Raw genomic sequence first — 23946 nt, 5'->3', positions numbered from 1 at the left:
CGGTCCGCCTCAAACCGCGGCGACGGGCACCTTCATTCCGTGCCATTTAACAACCAGAATCCGGCCGACGTAACACAACACGCCAGCAACGCCCACAACCACGCCCATGCCCTTAGGCGAACCGTCCTGCCAGAGTCCCACTGCGAGGCTCGACAACGCGCCAAGCGCCAACTGCACGGCGCCGAACACGGCGGCCGCGGCGCCGGCATTCACCGGATACCGATGCATAAGATCGGTCGTACAGTTGGCGGACAACAGTCCAACGACGCCGACCACGAAGAACAGACCGAAGACGATCGACCAGAGTCCGCCCCACCCTGTGAGCGAAACGAGACAGACGAACAGCGACGCGATGCAACTCACCGTCGCGGCAAACGAAATGATGGGCAACGAACCCAGCCGCCCGACAAGACGCGTATTCATGAAGTTACCGAACATGATGCCGACGATGTTCAACGCGAACAGAAAGCCGTAATGCTGCGCCGACACGTGGAAATATTCGATGTAAACGAAAGGCGTCGCGGTGATGTAAGCGAACATCGACGCGAACGCCATACCGCCGCACAGCATGTGCCCCCACGCGACCGGATCGCGCAGCAACTTGCCATAGGCACCGAACGATTTCAGCAGCGCCGAATGCGCGCGCTTTTCGGGCGGCCAGGTTTCCGGCACCTTGAGAAACGCGGTCACCGCGCACACTGCGCCGAATAGCGTCAGCACGATAAAGACGACGCGCCAGCCGCCAAGCAGCAGCAACTGCCCGCCGATCAACGGCGCGAGCAACGGCCCGATCGACGTGACGATGGCCAGCATCGACAGCACGCGCGCGGCGTCGGTCGGCCCGTGCGCGTCACGAGCGATTGCGCGCGCCAGCACCGAAGCCGCACCCGCGCCGAGCGCCTGCACGAAGCGGAACGTCACCAGCGACTCGATCGAAAACGACAGCGCGCAGGCCACGCTCGCCAGCGCATACATGATGATGCCGCCGAGCAGCACAGGCCGGCGGCCATAGGTGTCCGACAGCGGACCATAGAGCAGCATGCCGATCGAAAAACCGAACATGAAGCTGGTGAGAGTGGTTTGCGCGGCGCCGGTGCTGATGGCGAATGCCTGCGCGATGGTCGGCAGGCTCGGCAAGTACATATCGATGGAAATCGGCCCGCATGCGGCAAGCGCACCGAGCAACAGAATCAGCCGGCCATCGGGCCGGCGTCTGGTGACGTGAGACATGGGAATCCAGATGAAGCGCCGCGCCGTGATCGGCAGCGAAACGCGGTGAAACGGCTCAAACCGCAGCCTGACGACCTCAATTGTACGCGACGACTCAAGCATCCGCCGCGCCCGGAACCTGGCTGGACGGGCCGCCCCTGCACCGCGACAGGCGCCCCGCCGATCGGTTAAGCTGCCGCGAGAACTCTTGGGGCGCGCCCCGCAACGCCGCCCGCACCACCCTTCACCTGAAGCCAACCCAGCCTACCCCGACCCCGACATGACTGCTTTCCTGCTGATCTGGAGCCCCAAGAAATGGCCGTGGCCCGAGTTGCCTGCCGTAGCGAAACGGGTTGCCGCGGGCGTGGCGGTGGCTGACGTCTGGGGATGCGGATTTGCCCGCAGCATCCTGCCGGGTGACCGCGTATTCCTGCACCGTGTCGCGCAGGAGCCCAAGGGCATTTTTGGCTCGGGCTACGTCACGCGCGCGCCGTACGAGGTCCCCGACCCGGCGACGAAGCGAGGCTACCGCTTGTGCATCGACTTCGTGTATGACTGGGTGGTCGACGCCCACGAGGGCGTCGTGATTGCGCGCGACATGCTGCGCACGCATCCGTTTTCGGTACAGACATGGGATGCGCAAAGCTCGGGGACCGTCATCAAGCCGATCGCCGAAGGCGCATTGGAAAAGCGTTGGGCCGAACTCACAGGCAAGCGCAAGCCGCCAAAGCTGGATGAGCCAGGAGGCCTCATTCGCTCAAGCAAGGTAACGGCCCACAAGGCGGCAGCGGCGAAAACCGCGACAGAAAGCCGCGCGAAAACAAAGCCGGAGCCGTCCAGGAAACCCGCAGCAAAACGCGCACACAAGACCTAAACGCCGCCAAGGGTTGGCGAAGCACCGCGTCGGCGCGCACAGCGCCGCCGGAAGTATGACGGCCTTGTCACTAGCGCCGAATGTGCGAGAACACAGATTCCAGATGCACCACTACCGTGGCTGCGCGGGGGACCCGCTTATGAGCTGGCGGTGTGAAGCGGCGGATTCAACCGGTCAACGCAACACCCAACGTTTCTGCCAGTTTTTCAGCCGGGTTCATAAATTGCAAGGTTTGCCGGGGCCGACCGTTCAGGCGCGCGGCGACCTTGTTCAATTCTGACTGCGAATAGCCGCCCACCGGCTCGCCTTTGGGGAAGTACTGACGCAGCAGGCCATTCGTGTTTTCATTACTGCCCCGTTGCCATGGACTTCGCGGATCGCAGAAATACACCTGCACGTCCGTGGCAATCGTGAAGTTCCGGTGGCTCGCCATTTCCGTGCCGCGGTCCCATGTCAGCGATCCACGCAGTTCTTTTGGCAGCTTGTTCACCTGTTTTATCAACGCGGACACCACACTTGCCGTGTCCTTGCCTGCCACCTTGACCAGCATCACATAACGCGAGTGCCGCTCCACCAGTGTGGCAATGTAGGTGTTGTTCGAACCCGCCAGCAGATCGCCCTCCCAGTGACCGGGCAGCGCGCGGTCCTCCACTTCAGCGGGTCTTTCGCTGATCGACACTGCCCCGATTATCTTGCCCCTGTTCTGGCCGCTTGCCGAGGCGCTCTTCGCCTGACGCATCGTACGGTTCGTACGAAGATGGGTGACGAGTTCCTTTTTAAGCACCCCGCGCGCCTGGATGAACAGGCTGCGGTAGATCGTCTCGTGAGATATCTGCATGTCCTTGTTGACCCGGAACTCGCGCCTGAGCCATCCCGCTATCTGTACAGGAGCCCATTGTAATTTGAGCTTGGCTGCCACCAGCCGGCGCAGACGCGCGTTGCCCGACAACGCACACGCCTTGGGCCGCCGTGCACGCTCCCAGGCATTCGCATCGGCCTCGTGCGCCCGATATCGCTGAATACCGCCATTGCGCCCGATCTCCCGGCTGATGGTCGATTTCGAGCGCCCCAGTTGCAGGGCAATCTGGCCCAACGATCTGTCTGCCCCCAAGGCCCGCGATATCTCCTCGCGTTCGGCAAGTGTCAGTGACCGGGCAGATCGTGTACGAGCGACCGGAGAGATTCCACCGGTCTTGTGAACAACCCGATAAACCCCACTCGGCTGACGCTCGAGCATGCGCGCGATTGTGCTCAACGACTCACCCTCGCGCCACATCCTCCATATCTCGTTCTTCTGCTCCGCGCTCAACCAATGTTTTCTTTGTCGTTCCATCGTGCTCCACACTCCATTTCCGTATTGGAACAGAGGTGTTGCAATGACCGGTTGAATCCGCCGCCGCTTTCTTTGCTTATCTTTCTTTGCGGCGGCAAAGAAAGTAAGTGCCGCCCCGCACAGGGGCAACGCTAATAGACCACTAACGCAGCAAGGAAAGGCCAAAGAGCCAAAACACCAGAACAAGGAAAGACCAACGGCCCCGCCCGGCAAGCTCACAAGCCCCAAAACCTCTTCCCCCCGACTCCGGTACAATTTCCCCACCAACCAGCCGGCACCGCGCGAAGCGCAAGAACCACAGCTCGCATGCCGCTGCGCAACCCAAATTCCGCCCATCACCATGTCAAAAAACGAAACCCTCTTCGAGCGCGCCCAGCGCACCATCCCGGGCGGCGTGAACTCCCCGGTCCGCGCCTTTCGTTCAGTAGGCGGCACCCCGCGCTTCATCGAGCGCGCGCAAGGCCCCTACTTCTGGGACGCCGACGGCCAACGCTATATCGACTACATCGGCTCGTGGGGCCCGATGATCCTCGGCCACGTGCACCCGGAGGTCCTGGAAGCGGTCCAGCGAGTACTGGCCAACGGCTTCTCCTTCGGCGCGCCGACCGAATCGGAAGTGGAAATCGCCGAAGAAATCTGCAAGCTGGTGCCGTCGATCGAACAGGTCCGCATGGTCTCGAGCGGCACCGAAGCGACCATGAGCGCGCTGCGTCTCGCGCGCGGCTTCACGAACCGCAGCCGTATCGTCAAGTTCGAAGGCTGCTATCACGGCCACGCCGATAGCCTGCTGGTCAAAGCCGGCTCGGGCCTCCTCACGTTCGGCAATCCGACCTCGGCGGGCGTGCCGGTCGATATCGCCAAGCACACCACGGTGCTCGAGTACAACAATGTCGCGGAACTCGAAGAAGCGTTCAAGGCGTTCGGCAACGAGATCGCCTCGGTGATCGTCGAACCGGTGGCCGGCAACATGAACCTCGTGCGCGCCACGCCTGAATTCCTGCAAGCGTTGCGGCGCCTGTGTACCGAGTACGGCTCGGTTCTGATTTTCGACGAAGTGATGTGCGGTTTCCGCGTCGCTCTCGGCGGTGCGCAAGAGGTCTACGGCATCACGCCGGATCTGACATGCCTCGGCAAGGTGATCGGCGGCGGCATGCCGGCGGCGGCCTTCGGCGGTCGGCGCGACATCATGGCTCACCTCGCGCCGCTCGGCGGCGTCTACCAGGCGGGTACGTTGTCGGGCAATCCGATCGCAGTCGCCGCAGGCCTGAAAACGCTGCAACTGATCCAGGCGCCGGGCTTTTACGACACGCTCGCCGCCCGCACCGCACGTCTCGCGCAAGGTCTCGCCAATGTCGCGCGCGAAGCAAAGGTGCCGTTCTCGGCCGATTCGCTCGGCGGCATGTTCGGCCTCTACTTCACCGGCTCGGTCCCGACCAGCTTCGCCGAAGTCACGAAGAGCGATGTGCCGCGCTTCAACGCTTTCTTCCACAAGATGCTCGACGCGGGTGTGTACTTCGCGCCGTCGGCCTATGAAGCGGGCTTTGTTTCGATCGCACACGACGACGCGACCATCGACGCCACGATCGACGCGGCGCGCAGCGCGTTCGCCTCGCTCGCGGCCTGAGACCGGCACGACACGGAAGCCGCCGAAACCTGATACTGCCTAGCCACCGCACCCGACCGGATAACGATGTTTTCGCAAACCGACTTCGTCCATATGGAACGCGCGCTCGCGCTGGCCAAACGCGGCATGTACACGACCGACCCGAATCCGCGCGTCGGCTGCGTACTCGTCAAGAACGGCGAGGTGATCGGCGAAGGCTTCACGCAACCAGCCGGCCAGGATCACGCCGAAGTACGCGCGTTGAAGGACGCACGGTCGCGCGGCCATGATCTGCGCGGGGCTACTGCCTACGTAACGCTCGAACCGTGCAGCCATTTCGGCCGCACGCCGCCGTGCGCGAATGCGTTGATCGAAGCACAGGTCGAACGCGTGGTCGCGGCGATGGAAGATCCGAATCCGCAAGTCTCCGGGCGCGGCCTCAAGATGCTGCGCGACGCCGGCATTGAAGTGCGTTGTGGGCTGCTCGCCAACGAAGCGCACGAACTGAACATCGGCTTCGTGTCGCGCATGACGCGTGGCCGCCCATGGGTCCGCATGAAAGTCGCTGCCTCGCTGGACGGCCGCACTGGCTTGCCGTCGGGCATCAGCCAATGGATTACCGGCGAAGCGGCACGCGCCGACGGTCACGCATGGCGCGCCCGCGCGTCAGCCATCCTGACGGGCATCGGTACGGTCAGGGAAGACGATCCGCGCATGACCGTGCGCGCTGTCGACACGCCACGCCAGCCGCAACGCGTACTGATCGACAGCCAGCTCGACGTGCCGCCCGACGCGCAGATTCTGGCCGGCGCACCCACGCTGATTTTTTGCGGCAACCTCGATGAGCGTCATGCAGAGCGGGCGGGCGCGCTGCGCGAGCGCGGCGCGGAAATCGTGCAACTGGCGAACGCGGCGGGCAAAGTCGACCTGCCTGCCATGTTGAAAGTGCTCGGCGAGCGTAACGTGAACGAACTGCACGTGGAAGCGGGCTACAAGCTGAATGGCTCGCTGCTGCGCGAGGGCTGCGTCGACGAGTTGCTGGTCTATCTCGCCCCTAGCCTGCTCGGCATGGATTCGATGAGCATGTTCAATCTCAACGCACCGGAAACGCTCGAAGGCCGCACGCAACTGAACTTCCACGCGGTCGAGCGGATCGGCGACGATCTGCGGATTCTCGCGCGCTTTGTGCCCCGCTCCGTGCCGCAACCGGCCATCGAGGGCGGCACCGGGCCCGCACCCCAACCAACTTCGAATTGATCAAGGATTAGCACGATGTTTACAGGAATCGTCGCGGCGGTGGGCCGCATCGAATCAGTCACACCCCTCGGCACGGACGGGGACGCGGGCGTGCGCCTGAATGTCGAAGCCGGCGGTCTCGATCTCGAAGACGTCCAGCTTGGCGACAGCATCACGATTCAAGGCGCCTGCATGACGGTCGTGGAAAAAACCACGCATTCGTTTGAAGTCGACGTGTCGCGCGAAAGCCTGAACTGCACGGCAGGTTTGGGCGAGCCTGGCGAAGTCAATCTCGAGAAGGCGCTGCGCGCGCACGATCGGCTCGGCGGCCATATCGTCTCCGGACACGTGGACGGCCTCGGCACGGTCACGCATTTTGCGCCGGTCGGCGAATCGCACGAACTGCGGGTGCTGGCACCGCGTGAGATCGGCCGCTATCTCGCCTATAAAGGCTCGATCACGGTCAACGGTGTGAGCCTGACCGTCAACTCGGTTAAAGATCGCGACGACGGCTGCGAGTTTTCGATCAACCTGATTCCGCACACCGTGCAGGTGACGTCGCTCAAGAATTTGCGCGAGGGTTCGCCGGTCAATCTGGAGATCGATCTGATTGCACGGTATGTGGAGCGGATGTTGAGCACGTCTCAGGACGGCCAAAACCCGTTGAAGTAACCACACGCGTCAACAATCAGCGTCTACGGTCGTTTCATCAGGACCAGCTAAATCTACTGCCTGGTGACGGTATGCGGCCATTTTTCGCGCCACGTATGCCGTCCCGCCACCAGCAAACCGCCTCGCCTGGCCGCCCTGCCGCCCTTGGGATACCTGGCTTCCCGTCGTCTACGGCACATCGCGCCAACGCATCGGAAGAATACCGTTCTCTCTGAAACTGCCGAGGAAACGGAAGCGAACGGCTTGCGGATTGGGGCGGGCTTCGATCGCCGTGCCGAGGATCTGCACAACATCTTTCTCATCATAGGCCGGCCAGGACGACAGGCCGGCTCCGTTGGGATCCCCATGCCTCGCGAAATTTACCCAATAGCTCATGATCGTCTGCGCCAGAGCGCGGTCGGCTTCGGCAGGCGGCGTGGCGCAGCCGATAACCTGTTGCGGTGTCAAAGTGCCGAACACAAAGGGGACTTCGGTGACGTGCGAAGCAACTGGCGTGTAGGGCGACGTATAGTTGAACAGGTAGCCATAGACGGGCGCGAGGCTGCTTCCTCGATGCAGCCGCAGCCACTGCCAACATTGTTCGCCGACCACATAGTCACCCGTGAGCGCGGCGGCGGAAGCCTTGGCTTGCGCGTCGGTGTCGGCGGGATAGGCCTTCAGAAAATCCGCCAGCCGGTCCTTGCCGAACATCTCCTCGGCTGCGGCACGAAACGCTTGCGCTGATTGATCGGGAAGTGACTGTGAAACGAACGGGACTTCCTCTGCGGCGTTCCAACCGGCCAGCAAGGGGATGTGCATCTGCTCGCCTCGCAGGAAGCGCAGCGCAGGCACGTCCGGCACAACATAATGATCGACACTCGGCGTGAATGCCGTCACGACGGGGTTGGTCCTGAAGCTCCAGGGCGCGGCAGCATTCAACTGTTCGGCCGGCATGGCGCGCAACGCCGCGATAGACGCATTGCCTTGCTGACGAGCAAAGGCGAGCCCGCGCATTCTGGCTTCCTCAACCCCCTGGAGTGGCCCGTGTCTGCCATCCCAGAATGCGCCGCTTTCTCCAATGGCTTTGTGGAACAGGCCATGAGCGAGCGGCGACGCCATCAAAATGCCGATGGCCATGGCGCCGGCGGAATTGCCGAACACGGTGACGTTGTCGGGATCACCGCCAAAGTCGGCGATATTGGTTTTGACCCAACGCAGCGCCGCCAACTGATCCTGTAGCCCATAGTTGCCTGATTGCGCTTCCAGATCGAGATCGGGATGAGCGAGAAAGCCGAAGATGCCGAGCCGATAGTTGAAGCTGACGACAACGACACCCTTGGCTGCCAATAAGCCGCCATCAGTAGCGGGATTGGCGGAAGAGCCGAATTGAAAGCCGCCGCCGTGAATCCACACCATCACGGGCCGCTTCTCGTCAGCCTGCTTCGCGGCGGTCCAAACATTGAGATAAAGGCAGTCCTCACTGCGCGGCCCGGGCCGTTGATCATTTTCGAGTGCCGAAAGACACCCCGCGCCAAATGTCGTCGCATCGCGCACATCGTTCCAGGGCGCCGGCGGCTGCGGTGCGCGCCAACGTAGCGGCCCGATGGGTGGCGCGGCGTACGGGATGCCCTTGAACGCCAGCACCCCGCTTGCATCTCGCTGGTGGCCAAGCACCAGGCCGGCTCGCGTGCGAATCTGGCGCCCCAGTTCCACTACTGTCGCGGTTATGAAGGTATGCACCGTCGTATCTCCTGATTGGGCGACTGCGACGAGACGATCATCCGAAGATGGAAACAATCAGCTCGGCGCCGTCTGGGAGCGCCGCATGCTCGTGCTATCGGCAAGCTGAAATTTATCGGTTTTCCCGCTCGATTAATTTACGTATCATCGCAATCAATCGCTAAAAACCGTCAATCATGAGACAGCCTCTGCTTTACCCGTGGCTCAATCTGGATGTGGATGATCAGTCCACGCCGGTGATTGTCGTGCGCGTTGACGCAGATGGGACGCAGGCGGAGGTGCCCGACCACCGGCATCGCAAGGGACAACTGGTGTTCTCGTTGGGTGGGAGCGTCACGTGCCGCGTTCCCGGCGGCCTGTGGATGGTGCCACCCCACTGTGGGGTCTGGATTCCTGGTGGCATGGCGCACAGCAATCTCGCCACCGCAAATGCACGGCTTTTTTTCGTCTACATCGAGGCAGATCTGGTCGTCCTGCCGGATCGGTGCTGCACTATTTCGATCTCGCCATTGCTGCGCGAATTGATCGTCGAGTTATCCGACCTCACGCAGCACGACGATGGGAGGGAGGCGCGCCTGATTGGCGTCTTTCTCGGCGAGTTGCCGCGCATGCCTGTTCAGCAGCTACATTTGCCGCTCTCGGCCGAGCCGCGCCTGAAGCGGATCGCCGCAGCCTTGGTGGAAAATCCCGCAGACCGTTGCACGTTGGCGGAATGGGCCAGTCACGTCGCGCTGAGCGAGAGCAGTCTTGCACGTCTCGTGGTCAAGGAGACAGGGCTAACCTTCGGGCGCTGGCGTCAACAATTGCACTTGATCGTCGCAATCCGGGAGCTAGCCTCGGGCGCGAGCGTGCAGCGCGTTTCGGCCGATCTCGGTTATGAATCGGTAACGGCCTTTATCACGATGTTCAAAAAGGCGCTCGGAAAGCCACCGGCCAGGTATCTCAACAGTGTCGTGCAAAAGACCTGATCACACGTTCCGGATCAGTATGAACGACGTGCAAATTGCGATCTCTAGCTATAGTTCAGCAGCACGGTGGTGGCGAAGAACCCATCGGCTTATTCGACGTAAGAAGTCCGCCGCCAACAGAATGAGTTAGCTGCACAATGATACGCAATGCGTTGCAGGTGGCCGGTCGAGGACCGGGATACCGGTGTGGATGAAGCCTCTTCAGGTAATCGCCGCGCCGGCCTGCCAGGCGAGCGATCGGTACCCGCAGCGGCGCCGCCCCTCAGTTCGATTCAAAACTTCGTCTATCCGTACACATGCGCTTCTCACTTTCTCCCGCTGGTGCCGTACTCTTGCTGATCGACCTGCAACGGGCAATTGACCACTCGAGTTGGGGAGAGCGAAACCATCCTCAAGCCGGGCGACAAGTTGGCCGATTGCTTGTCCATTGGCGTAGCCGGGGTTGGCCGGGGTTGGCCGGTGTGGCATGTCAAGCACGACTCGAAAAATCCGGGGCCTCACTACAATTGAATTGACCACCGCAAACCTTGCTGAGGGAAACGACAATGACATACGAAGATGCCCAAGCGCACGCGAAGGACTGGATCGAAGCCTGGAACGCCCACGATCTGGAGCGGATTATGTCGCATTACTCACAAGACGTAGTGTTCGAGGCCGAGACAGTTAAGACACGCTGGGAGAAACCGGACGGCAAGCTCCGCGGAATCGCGGAACTGCGGAAACACTTCGCCCTAGGTCTGAAACTGGCACCGCAGCTGAAGTTTCAACTCGAACAGGTGCTCCTTGCACCCTCGGGCTACGCAATCCTGTATAGCAGGGAAAACGGGAATCGCGTGATCGACTGTGTCGTCTTGAACGATGCCGGTCAGGCAGCGAAGGTGACGGCATACTACGGCGGCGTGCAGCGATAGGCGCGTAGGCGACGCTATGCCGCCCATGCGCCGGCGCCCATCGGCTACGCGTCCAGGCGCAGTTCACTGCGCATCTTCTGCGCATCGCATTCGCCTTCCCATTTCCCGACGACGATCGTCGCGATCACATTGCCGACGATGTTGATCACCGCGCGCGCCTCCGAGAGGAAACGATCGACGGCCAGCAACAACACCAACCCCTGCAGCGGCAGTACGCCGGTCGCGGCCACGGTTGCGGCGAGTGTCACAAAGGCGGCGCCGGTGACGCCCGCGGCACCCTTCGAGGTCAGCAGCATCAGGCCGAAAATGCTCGCCTGCTGGAGCCACGTCAGGTGCAGTCCATAAACCTGCTCAATGAACAACACGCTGATCGGCAGCGTCAACGCGACACCGGTCAGATTGAATGAATAGCTGGTCGGCAACACGAGCCCGACCACGGCTCGCGAAACGCCAAGCCGATCGAGCTTGACCGCAAGCTCGGGCAACACCGATTCGGACGACGAGGTCGCCAGCGCAATCAGGATTTCACTCCGGATATAGCGCAGGATCGGCATCAGGCGCAGCCCGACGATACGGCATACAAGTGCGAGAACGATGCCAACGAACAGCACCACACTCGCATACGCGGTCACTACCAGTTTCGCGAGTGCAAGCAGCGTGGTGATGCCAAACTCGCCGACCGTGAAGCCGATTGCGCCCAGCACACCCAGCGGCGCGAACAGCATCACGATGCCGGTGACCTTGAATACGACCGTGGTCATCCGCTCAAGCCCCTCGACGATAGGTTGCCCCTTCTCGCGGGAGAGCACCAGCGCGGTCCCGAACAGAACGGCGAGTACGAGAATCTGAAGCAGGTCGCCGTGAAGGAACGGCACGAGCAGGTTGTTCGGGATCAGCTTGAAGAAAAAGCTCGAGAACGACAGCACGCCTTGTCCGGCCGTATATCGGGCGATTTCCCCGGATACGCCGCCGGCGGGCGGCGTGACGCCGTCGCCGGGCCGTACGAGGTTGCCGATGATGAACCCGAAGATCAACGCTATCGTCGTGAGGATTTCAAAGTAAATGAGTGCCTTGATGCCGATACGGCCGACTTTGCGCATGTCGCCAACCTGCGCGATGCCGGTCGTGATGATCAGAAACACGATCGGCCCGATGACCAGCTTGATCAGACCGATAAACATGTCCGCGAGCGGCCGCAATGCAACACCCAGCTTCGGATCGATCCAGCCGATCATGGCGCCGCATCCGACGGCGAGCACGATCAGCAGATTCGGGTGTCTCCAGTAAGCGCGCCGGGTACGCTTGTGCGGCACCACATACGACGCGGACGCCGTGTCATTGATCAGGCCCATCATGTCTCCTCCTTTTATAGTCGTCGCGCAGCAGGCTGCCGACGGCGGGGCTCTGCGCGTAGCGGTGTGGTGCTGCGCCAGACGGCGCGCACCACCCGCTCGCCGTTGAACCCTCAGGCGTTCGCGAGCGTCTTCTGCGTACGCCGGGCAAGCGCATTCGAGCAGGCGACCTCGAAGGCCCGGGTCATCGCACCGACATCGGCTCGCCCCGTGCCAACGATGTCATACGCAACGCCATGCGCCGGAGTCGTATAGACGGCCTTGAGGCCGCCGGTCATCGTCACGCCTTCGCTGAAGCCGAGCAGCTTGGTCGCGATCTGCCCCTGGTCGTGGTACATGATGACCACGCCGTCGAATTCGCCGTTGCGTGCCTTGATGAAGATGGTGTCGGACGGCAATGGGCCCGTGCATGGCAGCCCGGCTTCGCGCAGCGCGTCGAGCGTCGGGCGGATCACCGTGATCTCTTCGTCGCCGAACAGGCCGTTTTCACCGCCGTGCGGATTGAGCGCCGCCACGCCGATGCGCGGCGAGCTCTTGCCGGCCGCCCGCAGCGTGTCATAGGCGAGGCGCACCGCGCCCTCGATGCGCTCGGGCTTGACCATATCGACGGCTACGCGTAACGCGACGTGCGAGGTCACGCGAAACGTCGAGAACAGATTGATGATGTTGACCTCGCCAAAATACCCGACATGCCCGGTCCAGTCCGCGAACATCTGATGCTCGTCGTGATAGTTCCAGCCACCTTTATGTAGCGCCGCCTTGTTGAGGGGTGCGAAGCAGATGCCGTCCAGTTCGCCGGCAAGCGCCAGGTCGGTCATGTACTTGAGCGTTTCGCCCGTGAGCCGGCCGGATTCGGCGGACAGCACGCCGCGCGGAAGCGTCTCCGGATCGATGTTCCCGAGGTCGATCAGCGGTACGGCGGCGGCATCGAAGTCGGCCTCGCGCACGCTCTTGATCTTGCGGTAAGGCAATTCGACGCCGGCATCGCGCATGCCAAGCCGGAACACGCGCTCGTCGCCGATAACCACAACGTTCGCCTGCGTACGGGTGGCCGGAGAACTCAGCAGCCTGGCAATCAATTCGGGGCCGATGCCGGTCACGTCGCCGAGCATGAGTCCAATGGTGGGTTTCATCGTCTTGTCTTCCTTGATTTCGAATGTTCGGGTGGATCGACCACGCCCTTCCACTGCCCGGAACGCAACACCGGTAGCCGCACCGCGCAGAGCCGCCGCGTGCTCGCTGCAACTGCGGCGGCGTCCAGATGTCCGTGTAGCAGGTGAAAAAAGTATAGCGACGCAGCTCACTGCTAATAATGCAATCTCAACTAAGTTATTATTAAATTCAATTAACAAGTGAGGGAGACGACGCAATGGATCAGGTTTCCGATCTTTCGTTCTTTGTCCGTTTGGTCAAGCACGGCAGCCTTTCGGCATTAGCGCGTGAGCTCGGCGTCACGCCGCCGGCAATCAGCACGCGGCTGTTGATACTTGAGAAGAGGCTTGGCGTGCGTTTGCTGAATCGCACCACGCGGCGCCTGAGCGTCACGCAGGAGGGGGAGCTTTATCTTGAGAAGGGTTCGCGCCTGCTCGCCGAACTCGACGAACTCGACGCGCTGGTTTCGAGCCGGCGAACCGAGCCCAAGGGTCTGCTGCGGGTGAATGCAACGTTTGGCTTTGGCCGGCGGCATATTGCACCGGCAATCTCGGCATTCGTCGAGCGCTATTCAGAAGTAGAGGTGCAGCTTGTGCTGACCGACCGCGCGGTCAATCTGACGGACCAGGCGTTCGATGTCGGCATCTGGTTTGGCATGGTGCCCGATTCGCGCATGGTGGCGCGCAAGATTGCCGCGAACCAGCGTTTCTTATGCGCGGCACCCGGTTATCTGAAACGCGCGGGCACACCGGCGACGCCACACGATCTGCAGCGCCATCAATGCATTGTGCTGCGCGAGAGCGACGCCACGTACGGCACCTGGCATCTTGCCCGCGGCCGCAAGGAGGAGTCAGTCAAGGTACGCGGCTCGCTAAGCACCAACGACGGTGAGACGGCGTTGGCCTGGGCGCTCAACGGACACGGCATTCTGATGCGTTCGGAGTGGGACGTCCGGCAGCACCTCGATTCGGGCGCCCTCCGCGAAGTCTTACCCGAGTGGTCGTTGCCGCAGGCGGACGTGTATGCCGTGTACGGCGAGCGGGCGAACCTTTCTGCGCGAGTCAGCGCGCTGATCGATTTTCTGACCGACTGGTTCGCTCAAATGCGGCACTGGCAGACTGCACGGCCGCGGCGCGCGAAAAGCACCTGATCCGGCCGCGCCGTTTCCAGTCGACGCTCGACCAGGGCGGGATATAGCCACAATCACGCTACCCCGTCGCACCTGCAGCCACTCAACTACGCCACACGCCCCGCTCAGGTTCGCCCCGCTTCGCTGCTCGGCCCCGAACAATTGGCGGCCAGCACAGCACCGCTTCGCCGCGCCATGCGATCCTCCTTCAACACCCTGCGCCCCGTGCGCGAGATCAGCACGAGCGTGATCGCCAGCAAACTGGTGCCGAACAGATAGCTCGGCGGGATGAAGTGGGCATCGGTGAACCGCGCCACCACCGAAATGTACAAGGGCGCCAATCCGCCAAACAGCATCACCGCGGTGTTATACGAGATCGCCACCCCGGTCGAACGGCCCTGCACGGTGAAGATCTGCACCAGCATCCCCGGATGCGCGGCCCCTTGCAGCGTTACGAACAGCATGCCGATCAACTGCACCACCATCAATCTCGTTTCCGTCGGCGAGGCCAGCAAATACCAGAACAGCGGAAAAACGCATGTCATCCAGCCGGCAATAAAGAAGCAGAACAGCCGATAGGCGCCAATGCGATCCGCCAGCTTGCCGAATACCGGCGACAACACGCACGCCATGATGCTCGTGACGAACACCGCTTGCAGCGAAGAACTCAACGATAGATGCAACTGGTACTGCGCGTAGTTCGGCAAATACGCATTCCATACGTAGTTGAGCGAGGTGCCGGCAATCATCACGCCCATCGCGCAGACGAGTGCATCGCCGTTCTCGCGAATGAATTCGCGCATACGCTGGCCCAGCGGAGCCCGCGCGGCCGGACGCGCCTGCATCCGGTGGAATTCATCCGACTCCGCGAGGTGATGCCGGATGTAAAAGCCGAGCGGACCGACCAGCGCGCCGATCAGGAACGGCACGCGCCATCCCCATTCCGCCATCTCGGCATGCGACAGATGCTTCGACAGCAAAAAGCTGCACCCCGAGGACAACATCGCCGCAATGCCCAGCGACAGCATGTTGAAACTGCCGTAGAACATCTTCTTGCCCGGGGGCGCGACCTCGTAAATCGTTACCGACGACAGTGCAAACTGCGCACCGACCGCGAAGCCTTGCACGAGCCGGCCGATCACCACCAGCATCGGCGCGGCGAGACCCAGGGTTGCGGAACCCGGCGTCAAACCCAGCAGCAGCGAACCGATCGACATCGCCACCATGATCCACGACAGCGCCTTGACGCGCCCCGCACGGTCCGCGTACATGCCCATCACCACACCACCGATCGGTCTCACCAGGAACCCGACCGCAAACGTCGCGAACGTCAGCAGCAATGACTCATCGCGACCGGCGCCGCCGAAAAACGCTCGTGCGATCAGGCCGGAAAAGTAGCCGTACACCATAAAGTCAAACCATTCGAACGTGCCGCCAATCACGGTCGAAACGATGACTTTGCGGATTTTTGTCTCCTCGCTGTCGGTACGCATGTTTTTATTCTCCGACGCGCATCTTGCGCAGTATCCGCGCAAAAAAGTCCTGAACTACCTCGACGACCTGCATACCGTTGTGCGCAATATTGTCGAGTTCGTCAAAGCGTACCTGGACGCCGGCCGCTTCGAACGATGCCTTGAGGGTCCTGAGCCGATCCGGCCGTGTCGCCCCCGCGTCGTTGATACCCGGCAGATACATCGGGCTGTCCTCGGGCACCGTGATTTCCCAGGTTTCGAGATCGGCCCGGCCAACCACCATCTGTACCGGAACGCGCTGCAATGCTGCCGCGTCGAACGGTTTGCCGAAGTGCCGCTCGAAACCGCCGACGCCCAGCCACCAGTCCTTCGATTGATCGAGCACGGTCACATTGCCCGGCGCACCGATGGACGCGGCCCACAGGCGCTCGGGATGAACGTAGGCAAAGCGGTTGACGTACTGGCCGCCACCCGAGTAGCCGAACAGCGCGAATTTGTCGAAGCGCTTGCCGTAGCGCTCGCCGACTTCGCTCACCATGTCCAGCAGCACCTTGTCGTAACGGATATCGCCTTCGATCAGACGCTTGAAGCCGTTACGATTGCCGTCGCCGCGCACGCCCACCGGGAAGAGCGGACACAGCACGATGCAGCGATTCCAGCGGCCAAACGGCGCGAACGCGTCGCGGTATTGGGTGAATTGCCGCCCCGTGCCATGCATCACGACCACCAGCTCGACATCGTTGCCGGGGGTCAGTATTTCGTGCGGCACGTACAACGCGTACGGAAAGCGGGGATCGTGACGGCTGGCGTAGACGGTGGTCGAATCCAGGTCGTACAGCGCCTTGGCTTTCTCGTGACCGGGACCCGACGGCTTCTGGGCAATATCGAACATCTGTCATTCCTCCAACACTGACTCAAACATATCGTGGACACCCAGCGGGATACAGGGCGTGCGCGGGCAACGGCAGATCAAGCTGTCTCATGTGGCCTCAAGCGGCCTCAAGCTGCTTCGTGCAGCGGCTCGCGGTCCAGGCTGTAACGGGTGAAGATCCGATTGAGCGCGGGCATGGGCGCAACGTCCATCTCGCCATTGCCAGGATGCATGACGATCATCGCGACCGTTGCCGTCATCGTGTGGCGCGTGCCCATGCGTGGCGGACGGCATACCGAGTACGGCGTGCCGAAGTTATCGAACAAGGCAGCCTTGACTGCGTTGCGATCCACCTTCGGTGCCGCGTTCAGCAATTGACGCACGCGCCAGTCGCGGTAATAGCTGTCCGGCGAGTTCTCGCACCCGGTGTCGCGCAGCTTGGTGCGGGCGATCGGACTCATCCAGTGGTTCGCGTGCACGATCAATTGATCGTCGCCCGGATAGATCGGGAAAGCCTCGTCCGGCGCACATTCGAAATCGATGCCGAAGCCTTCGGCCATGCCGAGCATGATGTTGTTCGAGCACGATTTCGGCGTCGTGGCGATCACGCGCAGCGCGTTGGCGAACACCGGCTCTTCAAGCACGCGGCGGCGCAGTAGCGAAAGCGGCACGCCGAGCTGGGTATAGTCGCGGTCGGATTCGAGATAGTTCGCCGTGATCGACACGCCGGCAGCGTTCAGCCCGCTGCGCGCGAGACCGCCTGCCTCGACGAACGTCAGGAAATCGGGACCGTCGTCGTTGCGCACGCGCAAGACGATACCGGTATCGACGCAATCGGCTTTCCAGTCCCAGTTCTGCGCGTGAATCAACTGCCCGGTCGCCGAACGCGACGGCAACACCAGCACGCCGGTGCAGCCGTCTTCGTCCTCGGCGTCGGCCGGCATCGTCTTTTCCACACGTGCCTTCGCCAGCACCTCGGTACGGGCGTTGATCATCACGATGTCCTCGTAAGGCACCTCGGCGCCCGCGGCGATGCCCCGCATTTCTTCCAGATACGCCGGCTGAAACTCACCGATAGCCTGTTCGAGCGAGCGGATCAGCGCCATCTGCGACGCTTCGCTATAGCCGATGTTGCGCAGCGTCTGCCCGTATCGGGACGCGCTCAACTGTACGCGCGCGGCCACCGCGCGGCCGTATTGCACGCCGCGGTCATACGGCTTGCCGGACACACTGACAAAAGGAAATTGCTGGATTTGCGACATCGTGGGACTCCTCACCCTGGAAAGCGCCGGGTCAGTCAAACGCGTCAAAGGTCACGATGGGACTCACTGCGGGCACCTCGCCCCTGTCCGCTCCGCGTCCGCGCTGCTGGCATCGGCTCGACTTGATAAAGCGATTCTCGGACGCGATAAATAAAATAAAAAGCGTTATTTTCTTGTCGCAAAGGAAAGATTTTTTTTCGTATTATGTGATCGTGCAACGCACGGCGATGCCGGGAAAGCGTGCCGCTTACGCCCTTCCCGCCCACCTTTCAGGAGGTTTTTGCATGAGTGAAATTCGTATGCTCCGGACGTTTCTGGCGATCGAGAAACACGGAACAATGGCCGCCGCTGCCGATCGCATGGCGCTCACGCACGCGGCTGTCGGCGCGCAGATGCGCACGCTGGAGCGCGTATGCCAGCGGCAGTTGTTCAACCGCAGCGGACGAAGCATCCAGTTGAACAACGCCGGCCGCTCGATCATCGAGCAGGCGCGCGCGGTGGTTGCCGCCTACGACTCGCTATTGCGTGGCGTAGCCGACCAGCGCAGCTTCGAAGGCTCGATCACGATCGGCTCAACGGTTTCCTCAATGGGCTTTCTCGCGGCCAACGTGATCCGCCTGAAAGTGTCATACCCCGGCCTGAACGTGCGCCTCACTCATGGCAGCACCCCGGACCTGGAACGTCAGGTGCGCACTGGCGAGATCGACGCGGCGGTGATCATCAGCGAGCCGAGGGCAACCACGCTGCCCGAATTATGGGAACGTCTGTACGACGAACCCCTTGTGCTGCTGGCCAATCCCGCGATTGCACCGGCCGACGCGCCGGTAGCCTCACTGCTCAAGCGCTTCCCGTTCATTGGCTTCGAAGCGACCTCGCTCACCGGCGCTCATGTCACCAGCCTGCTGCGCCGCTTACGCGCGGAGGTCAACCTGGTGCTGGAAATGAACTCGATTGCTGCGATTGCCGATCTGGTGCGGCAAAACGTCGGGATATCGATCGTGCCGCGCCTGCGGCATGCCGCTTGGGACGACGACCCGCTGCTGTACGTGAAGCCGATTCCCGGCACCACGTGGCGCCGGCATATCGGCTGGTACGAGTTTGGCCGGCAGCCGCTGGCAACCGCGATCGTCAAGAATCAGTTGCTGTCGGCGCTGGCCGACTAGCCGGGCTCGAGGCTGCGCACGCTGACCTTCAGGTCCATCGTTTCGTCAAGCATATCGGCACGGGGCGGCGCAACGCCAGTCGGCCAAACGGCCTATACCGTCCGGCCCAGGCGACTTGAGGGCGCGCGTGGCGTAAAATACGCGCTTTCTCCGAAAAACTCCGCCAACATGACGCTCGCCTCCACTCAAGAGATCATTGCCGAACTGAAAGCAGGCCGGATGGTGATCCTCGTCGACGAAGAAGACCGCGAAAACGAGGGCGACCTCGTAATCGCCGCCGAATTCGTCACGCCGGAAGCGATCAACTTCATGGCCCGCTACGGCCGTGGCCTGGTCTGCCTGACGCTCACGCAGGAACGCTGCAAACAGTTGAACCTGCCGCTCATGACCTACCGCAACGGTACGCAGTACGGCACGGCGTTCACCGTCAGCATCGAAGCAGCAGAAGGCGTGACGACCGGCATTTCGGCAGCCGACCGCGCCCGCACGATCGCCGCGGCGGTCGCGCCGGACGCCAAGGCCGATCACATCGTGCAGCCAGGACACGTGTTCCCGATCATGGCGCAACCCGGCGGCGTGCTGGTGCGCGCCGGCCACACCGAGGCCGGCTGCGATTTCACCGCGTTGGCAGGCCTCACGCCGGCCGCGGTGATCTGCGAAGTCATCAAGGACGACGGCACGATGGCGCGCCTGCCGGACCTGATGGAATTCGCCAAAGAGCACGATCTGAAAATCGGCACAATCGCGGATCTGATTCACTACCGCAGCCAGACCGAATCGATCGTCGAGCGCATTTGCGAACGCACCATGCAAACCGCGCACGGCGCGTTTCGCGCAGTGATGTATCTCGACCAGCCGAGCGGCCAGCCGCACATCGCGCTGGTGCGCGGCACACCGAGCCCGGAGCAGGAAACGCTGGTACGCGTGCACGAACCGCTGTCGATGCTGGATCTGCTCGAAGTCGGCAAGTCGACTCACTCGTGGACGCTGGATGCGGCCATGAAAGAGATCGCCCAGCGCGACCTCGGTGTGATCGTGCTGCTGAATTGCGGCGATTCGAAGGATCATCTGGTCGACGTGTTCAAGGCGTTCGACTCGAAAGAAAAAGCCGAGGCGCTCAAACGCCGGCCGGTCGACTTCAAGACGTATGGCATCGGTGCGCAGATTCTTCGCGAACTCGGTGTCGGAAAAATGCAGGTGCTGTCGAACCCGCGCAAGCTTGGCAGCATGTCAGGCTACGGCCTTGAGGTCACCGGCTTCGTACCCATGCCGGGCAGCGCAGCTCAAGCTCCGCAACAAGGCTGATCCGACCATTCACGCGCTTAGGCGCCCACTCAAAACACTACGGAATTCACATGGAAATCGGACAATACCAACCGAATCTCGACGGCGACGGACTGCGTATCGGCATCGTTCAGGCGCGTTTTAACGAACCCGTCTGCAACGGTCTTGCAGACTCGTGCATCGAAGAACTCGAACGCCTCGGCGTGACGGGCGAAGACGTGCTGCTGGTCACCGTGCCGGGCGCGCTGGAAATCCCGCTGGCGCTGCAAAAGCTGGCCGAAAGCGCGCAATTCGACGCATTGATCGCGCTGGGCGCGGTGATTCGCGGCGAGACGTACCACTTCGAGCTGGTGTCGAACGAAAGCGGTGCGGGCATCACGCGTATCGGCCTCGACTTTGGCATTCCGGTTGCGAACGCCGTGCTGACCACGGAAAACGACGAGCAAGCCGTCGCGCGCATGACCGAGAAGGGTCGTGACGCAGCACGCGTGGCCGTCGAAATGGCGAATCTCGCCGTCGCGCTCGAACAACTCGGCGGTGACGACGAAGAAGAAGACGAAGAAGAGGAAGAGGCATGAAGAGCGCACGCCGACGCTCCCGCGAACTGGCCACGCAGGGACTTTATCAGTGGCTGCTGTCGGGCTCGCCCGGCGGTGAAATCGACGCGCAGCTGCGCGGCGCGCAAGGTTTCGACAAGGCCGACCACGAACATCTGGACGCCATCCTGCACGGCGTGATTCGCGATTCGGAAGCGCTTTCCGCAGATATCGCACCGTGCCTCGACCGCCCGATCGACCAGCTTTCACCGGTCGAACGTGCCGTGCTGCTGGTCGCTGCGTTCGAGTTGAAGAATCACGTCGATATTCCTTATCGCGTGGTCATCAACGAAGCAGTCGAACTCGCCAAGACGTTTGGTGGCGCGGACGGCTACAAGTACGTGAACGGCGTGCTGGACAAACTGTCGGCGCAACTGCGCGCCGCTGAAACGCAGGCAGCCCGCAAGCATTGAGAGTGAGGCGCTCGACCTGGTCATGCGCCTGCTCCATGCCGCAGCCCCATATTGCCGGGTGCCTGCAAGGACGCCGCAGCGCACGTGACTGAACCCATGTGCCATGCGCCGTCCTGCTTTTGCTTCTGAACTGGATTTGATCGTATGAACTCCGTGACCGAACCCCTGGTGCGGCTTGCTGCCCGCGTCGACGCCATCCAGCCTTTCTACGTGATGGAACTGGCCAAGGAAGCCGCGCTGCTCGAGCGCGATGGACGCGACATCATCCACATGGGAATCGGCGAACCTGATTTCACCGCACCCGAGCCGGTCATCGAAGCGGCTGCGAGCGCCCTGCGCCGCGGCGTTACCCAATACACCAATGCACTTGGGCTGCACGCGCTGCGTGAGGCGATCTCGGCGCATTACGCCGGGTTCTACGGCGTCAGCGTCGATCCGGCGCGGATCGTCGTTACCGCCGGCGCGTCTGCCGCGCTGCTGCTGGCTTGCGCGGCGCTGGTCGATCGCGACGACGAAGTGCTGATGCCCGACCCGTGCTACCCGTGCAACCGCCACTTCGTGATCGCGGCCGAAGGCAAGCCGGTGATGGTGCCAAGTGGGCCGGCCGAGCGCTTCCAGCTCACCGCCGCCGACGTCGAGCGCCTCTGGAACGAGCGCACTCGCGGCGTGCTGCTGGCGTCGCCGTCGAACCCGACCGGCACGTCGATCGAACCCGCCGAGCTCGAACGCATCGTCAAGGCTGTGCGGGCGCGTGGCGGCTTTACGATCGTCGACGAGATCTATCAAGGCCTGAGCTATGACGCCAAGCCTGTCTCAGCGCTCTCGTTCGGTGACGACGTCATCACCGTCAACAGCTTCTCGAAGTACTTCAACATGACCGGCTGGCGTTTGGGCTGGCTGGTGGTGCCGCCCGGCATGGTCGGCGCGTTCGAAAAGCTCGCGCAGAACCTGTTCATCTGCGCGTCGGCGCTCGCGCAGCATGCGGCGCTGGCCTGCTTCGAACCGGAAACGATCGCCATCTACGAAGGCCGCCGCCTCGAATTCAAGCGTCGCCGCGACTTCATTGCGCCGGCGCTCGGATCGCTGGGTTTCTCGGTGCCGGTGATGCCTGACGGCGCATTCTACGTGTACGCCGATTGCCGCACGGTCGCCCACCAGGCGGCCGGAGACAGCGCGGCATTGACCAAAGCAATGCTGCACGACGCAGGCGTGGTGTTGGTGCCGGGCATGGACTTCGGCACGCACGCACCGAAAGACTACATCCGGCTATCGTATGCAACCGCCCTGCCGAAACTGGAAGAAGCCGTCGAACGGCTGGCGAAGCTCTTTGGACGGCACTGACAGGACCGGAATAAGTACTGTGACCTGTTTGCGCGCGGCCACAAAAAGAAAAGGACACCGTGGGTGTCCTTTTTTATACCTGCAAGCTTTCGTGTCCAGCGAACCGGGAGTTAGTTAGGCCAACCTCAGGCGCCCAGCTCCGAAGCTGATGCCACGTGCTTCGTGGCATTGGAGCTCGCGTCGTCCTGCTCGGACACCGGCGTCTTCGCCGTGGTTGCCGCGCTAAGCGGATGGCTCGCATCGAGCGTCACCTGCACACGCTTGCCGTTAGCCGAAGCCGTAGCAGCTGCCGGAGCCGTGTTCGACGCCGTGATAACCGGAGCCTGCGGTGCATTGATCGGCACCTTGCGGCCGCGCGCCACGTCGCGCAGACGGCCACGCTCGGCCATCACCTTGGCGCCATAGCCGCCATCGTCCTGCGAGGTCGAGCCGACGTAGAGACGCAGGCCGCCTGGCAGCGAACCGCCGCGAGCGATGCAATCCTTCAGCACCAGCGCGCCCACCTTGATGTTCGCAACCGGTTCTAGCGCGGCGCTCTGGCCGCCGAAATACTGAAACTTGTCCGAATGAACCTTGGACATCACCTGCATCAGGCCCTGCGCGCCAACGCCGCTCTCGGCGTACGGGTTGAAGCCCGATTCGATTGCCATCACGGACAGCAGGAGAAGCGGGTCGAGGCCGACTTCGCGGCCGGTGTCGAACGCAGCCTTCACGAGCTCGCTAACGGGCTCCTGAGCAACGCGGTAACGCCGCGCGAGGTAAGAAGAGACCAGATCCTGTTCGCGGGTCGAAACCAGCACGCGATCGTCGCGTGCGTCGGCCGAGACGCGCTGCGCCGGGATCAGCCGAGCCAGCGCGGAGACGCTCTGCATGGTGCGCGGATCGAGTCCGTTCAGCGCAGCCACGCCCATACCGGACGTGCCACTGCCGTCGAAAGCGCCGTCGTAGCTGGTGTTGCTGACGGTGGCGCCGCTGTTCGCGCCGCCAGCGGCATCGTTACCGGCCGAGTTCGCGGACAGCGAGTCGTCAGAGGACGCGCCAGGCGGCCCAAAGGCGGGTAGCGGGTTGCCCTGCAGCAGGCGGGCGGGACCGGCCTGCACAGCAGCGGAAATGACCGGCATCAACCTGGCGGCAAGGGTGCCGCGCCAGGTTGGCATCAGCCACAGCGCAAGTGCCAGCACGACAGCGATACCGCCGACGATGCTGAACAGGTGATGACTCATTCGCGTCCCGCGTCGCAACGCACCACGCACAACTTGCGCAATACGTTCATCGGGACGCCACGATAACCAGGCGTTCATTCAGATCTCCCATGTTGCATGATCCGCGAACCCCGCCAGTTGAACAGGCGGTAACACACGTTCGCAGAATCAAGACATCGCGCGC

General features: G+C 62.4%; 21 protein-coding genes. 12 read left to right on the top strand and 9 right to left on the bottom strand.

What is annotated here, in order from left to right:
- Positions 1–9: 9 nt before the first annotated feature.
- Positions 10–1230 carry a Bcr/CflA family multidrug efflux MFS transporter gene (locus GH665_RS03825; RefSeq protein ID WP_153134737.1) on the bottom strand — a complete coding sequence of 407 codons (1221 nt, stop codon included), beginning with the start codon at positions 1228–1230 and terminating at the stop codon, positions 10–12.
- Positions 1231–1489: 259 nt separating this feature from the next.
- Between GH665_RS03825 and GH665_RS03820 the strand changes: the two genes are divergently transcribed.
- Positions 1490–2083 (top strand): hypothetical protein, encoded by a 594-nt coding sequence (locus GH665_RS03820; RefSeq protein ID WP_153138216.1) that lies wholly within the window; start codon positions 1490–1492, stop codon positions 2081–2083.
- 166 nt (positions 2084–2249) lie between these two features.
- Here GH665_RS03820 and GH665_RS03815 read toward each other — a convergent pair whose 3' ends face one another.
- Complete coding sequence (locus GH665_RS03815) at positions 2250–3416, bottom strand: IS30 family transposase (protein ID WP_153134736.1); 1167 nt, start codon at positions 3414–3416, stop codon at positions 2250–2252.
- A 340-nt stretch (positions 3417–3756) separates the two neighbouring features.
- On the opposite strand from GH665_RS03815, the gene hemL reads away from it, so the two are divergent.
- The 3 genes from hemL (at position 3757) to GH665_RS03800 (ending at position 6927) form a co-directional block, all read left to right on the top strand.
- A complete protein-coding gene (gene hemL / locus GH665_RS03810; RefSeq protein ID WP_153134735.1) occupies positions 3757–5040 on the top strand; it encodes a glutamate-1-semialdehyde 2,1-aminomutase in 1284 nt (427 codons plus the stop codon).
- Between the two features lie 66 nt (positions 5041–5106).
- Positions 5107–6276, top strand: a complete 1170-nt coding sequence (gene ribD, locus GH665_RS03805; RefSeq protein ID WP_153134734.1) for a bifunctional diaminohydroxyphosphoribosylaminopyrimidine deaminase/5-amino-6-(5-phosphoribosylamino)uracil reductase RibD — start codon at positions 5107–5109, stop codon at positions 6274–6276.
- 15 nt (positions 6277–6291) lie between these two features.
- Positions 6292–6927, top strand: coding sequence for a riboflavin synthase (locus GH665_RS03800; RefSeq protein ID WP_153134733.1), 636 nt, complete (start codon positions 6292–6294; stop codon positions 6925–6927).
- A gap of 168 nt (positions 6928–7095) precedes the next feature.
- Here the strand turns inward: GH665_RS03800 and GH665_RS03795 are convergent, their stop codons facing one another.
- Positions 7096–8646: a carboxylesterase/lipase family protein gene (locus GH665_RS03795; RefSeq protein WP_153134732.1), complete on the bottom strand. Its 1551-nt coding sequence runs from the start codon at positions 8644–8646 to the stop codon at positions 7096–7098.
- A gap of 236 nt (positions 8647–8882) precedes the next feature.
- Here GH665_RS03795 and GH665_RS03790 point away from each other — a divergent pair, with 236 nt between their 5' ends.
- Complete coding sequence (locus GH665_RS03790; protein WP_343038667.1) at positions 8883–9614, top strand: AraC family transcriptional regulator; 732 nt, start codon at positions 8883–8885, stop codon at positions 9612–9614.
- A gap of 545 nt (positions 9615–10159) precedes the next feature.
- Positions 10160–10525 (top strand): YybH family protein, encoded by a 366-nt coding sequence (locus tag GH665_RS03785; RefSeq protein WP_153134730.1) that lies wholly within the window; start codon positions 10160–10162, stop codon positions 10523–10525.
- A 44-nt stretch (positions 10526–10569) separates the two neighbouring features.
- Here GH665_RS03785 and GH665_RS03780 read toward each other — a convergent pair whose 3' ends face one another.
- Both GH665_RS03780 and GH665_RS03775 read right to left on the bottom strand, forming a co-directional pair.
- Positions 10570–11877 (bottom strand): cation:dicarboxylate symporter family transporter, encoded by a 1308-nt coding sequence (locus tag GH665_RS03780; RefSeq protein WP_217361858.1) that lies wholly within the window; start codon positions 11875–11877, stop codon positions 10570–10572.
- 113 nt (positions 11878–11990) lie between these two features.
- Positions 11991–13010, bottom strand: coding sequence for a 4-hydroxythreonine-4-phosphate dehydrogenase PdxA (locus GH665_RS03775; protein WP_153134728.1), 1020 nt, complete (start codon positions 13008–13010; stop codon positions 11991–11993).
- 236 nt (positions 13011–13246) lie between these two features.
- Between GH665_RS03775 and GH665_RS03770 the strand changes: the two genes are divergently transcribed.
- Positions 13247–14179 (top strand): LysR family transcriptional regulator, encoded by a 933-nt coding sequence (locus GH665_RS03770; RefSeq protein ID WP_153134727.1) that lies wholly within the window; start codon positions 13247–13249, stop codon positions 14177–14179.
- Between the two features lie 104 nt (positions 14180–14283).
- Here GH665_RS03770 and GH665_RS03765 read toward each other — a convergent pair whose 3' ends face one another.
- The 3 genes from GH665_RS03765 to GH665_RS03755 form a co-directional block, all read right to left on the bottom strand.
- Entirely contained in the window at positions 14284–15651 is a 1368-nt protein-coding gene (locus GH665_RS03765) for an MFS transporter (RefSeq protein WP_153134726.1), read from the bottom strand.
- A 4-nt stretch (positions 15652–15655) separates the two neighbouring features.
- Positions 15656–16522 carry an alpha/beta hydrolase gene (locus GH665_RS03760; protein ID WP_167530901.1) on the bottom strand — a complete coding sequence of 289 codons (867 nt, stop codon included), beginning with the start codon at positions 16520–16522 and terminating at the stop codon, positions 15656–15658.
- Positions 16523–16629: 107 nt separating this feature from the next.
- A complete protein-coding gene (locus GH665_RS03755) occupies positions 16630–17763 on the bottom strand; it encodes a C45 family autoproteolytic acyltransferase/hydrolase (protein WP_153134725.1) in 1134 nt (377 codons plus the stop codon).
- A 284-nt stretch (positions 17764–18047) separates the two neighbouring features.
- Between GH665_RS03755 and GH665_RS03750 the strand changes: the two genes are divergently transcribed.
- The 5 genes from GH665_RS03750 (at position 18048) to GH665_RS03730 (ending at position 22560) form a co-directional block, all read left to right on the top strand.
- Positions 18048–18926, top strand: coding sequence for a LysR family transcriptional regulator (locus GH665_RS03750; RefSeq protein ID WP_246216133.1), 879 nt, complete (start codon positions 18048–18050; stop codon positions 18924–18926).
- 168 nt (positions 18927–19094) lie between these two features.
- Entirely contained in the window at positions 19095–20231 is a 1137-nt protein-coding gene (gene ribBA / locus GH665_RS03745) for a bifunctional 3,4-dihydroxy-2-butanone-4-phosphate synthase/GTP cyclohydrolase II (protein WP_153134724.1), read from the top strand.
- 50 nt (positions 20232–20281) lie between these two features.
- On the top strand, positions 20282–20788 hold the full coding sequence (gene ribH / locus GH665_RS03740; protein ID WP_006050161.1) for a 6,7-dimethyl-8-ribityllumazine synthase: 507 nt from the start codon (positions 20282–20284) through the stop codon (positions 20786–20788).
- On the top strand, positions 20785–21219 hold the full coding sequence (nusB, locus tag GH665_RS03735) for a transcription antitermination factor NusB (protein ID WP_054037337.1): 435 nt from the start codon (positions 20785–20787) through the stop codon (positions 21217–21219). The genes ribH and nusB overlap by 4 nt, the downstream gene beginning before the upstream one ends.
- 144 nt (positions 21220–21363) lie before the next feature.
- On the top strand, positions 21364–22560 hold the full coding sequence (locus GH665_RS03730) for a pyridoxal phosphate-dependent aminotransferase (RefSeq protein ID WP_153134723.1): 1197 nt from the start codon (positions 21364–21366) through the stop codon (positions 22558–22560).
- A 125-nt stretch (positions 22561–22685) separates the two neighbouring features.
- Here GH665_RS03730 and GH665_RS03725 read toward each other — a convergent pair whose 3' ends face one another.
- Complete coding sequence (locus tag GH665_RS03725) at positions 22686–23861, bottom strand: lytic transglycosylase domain-containing protein (protein WP_153134722.1); 1176 nt, start codon at positions 23859–23861, stop codon at positions 22686–22688.
- Positions 23862–23946: the final 85 nt, after the last annotated feature.

This window comes from Paraburkholderia agricolaris, from assembly GCF_009455635.1.
GTDB lineage: Bacteria > Pseudomonadota > Gammaproteobacteria > Burkholderiales > Burkholderiaceae > Paraburkholderia > Paraburkholderia agricolaris.
The sequence above is the reverse complement of the archived record's forward strand: the minus strand, read 5'-3'. Positions and strand labels throughout refer to the sequence as shown.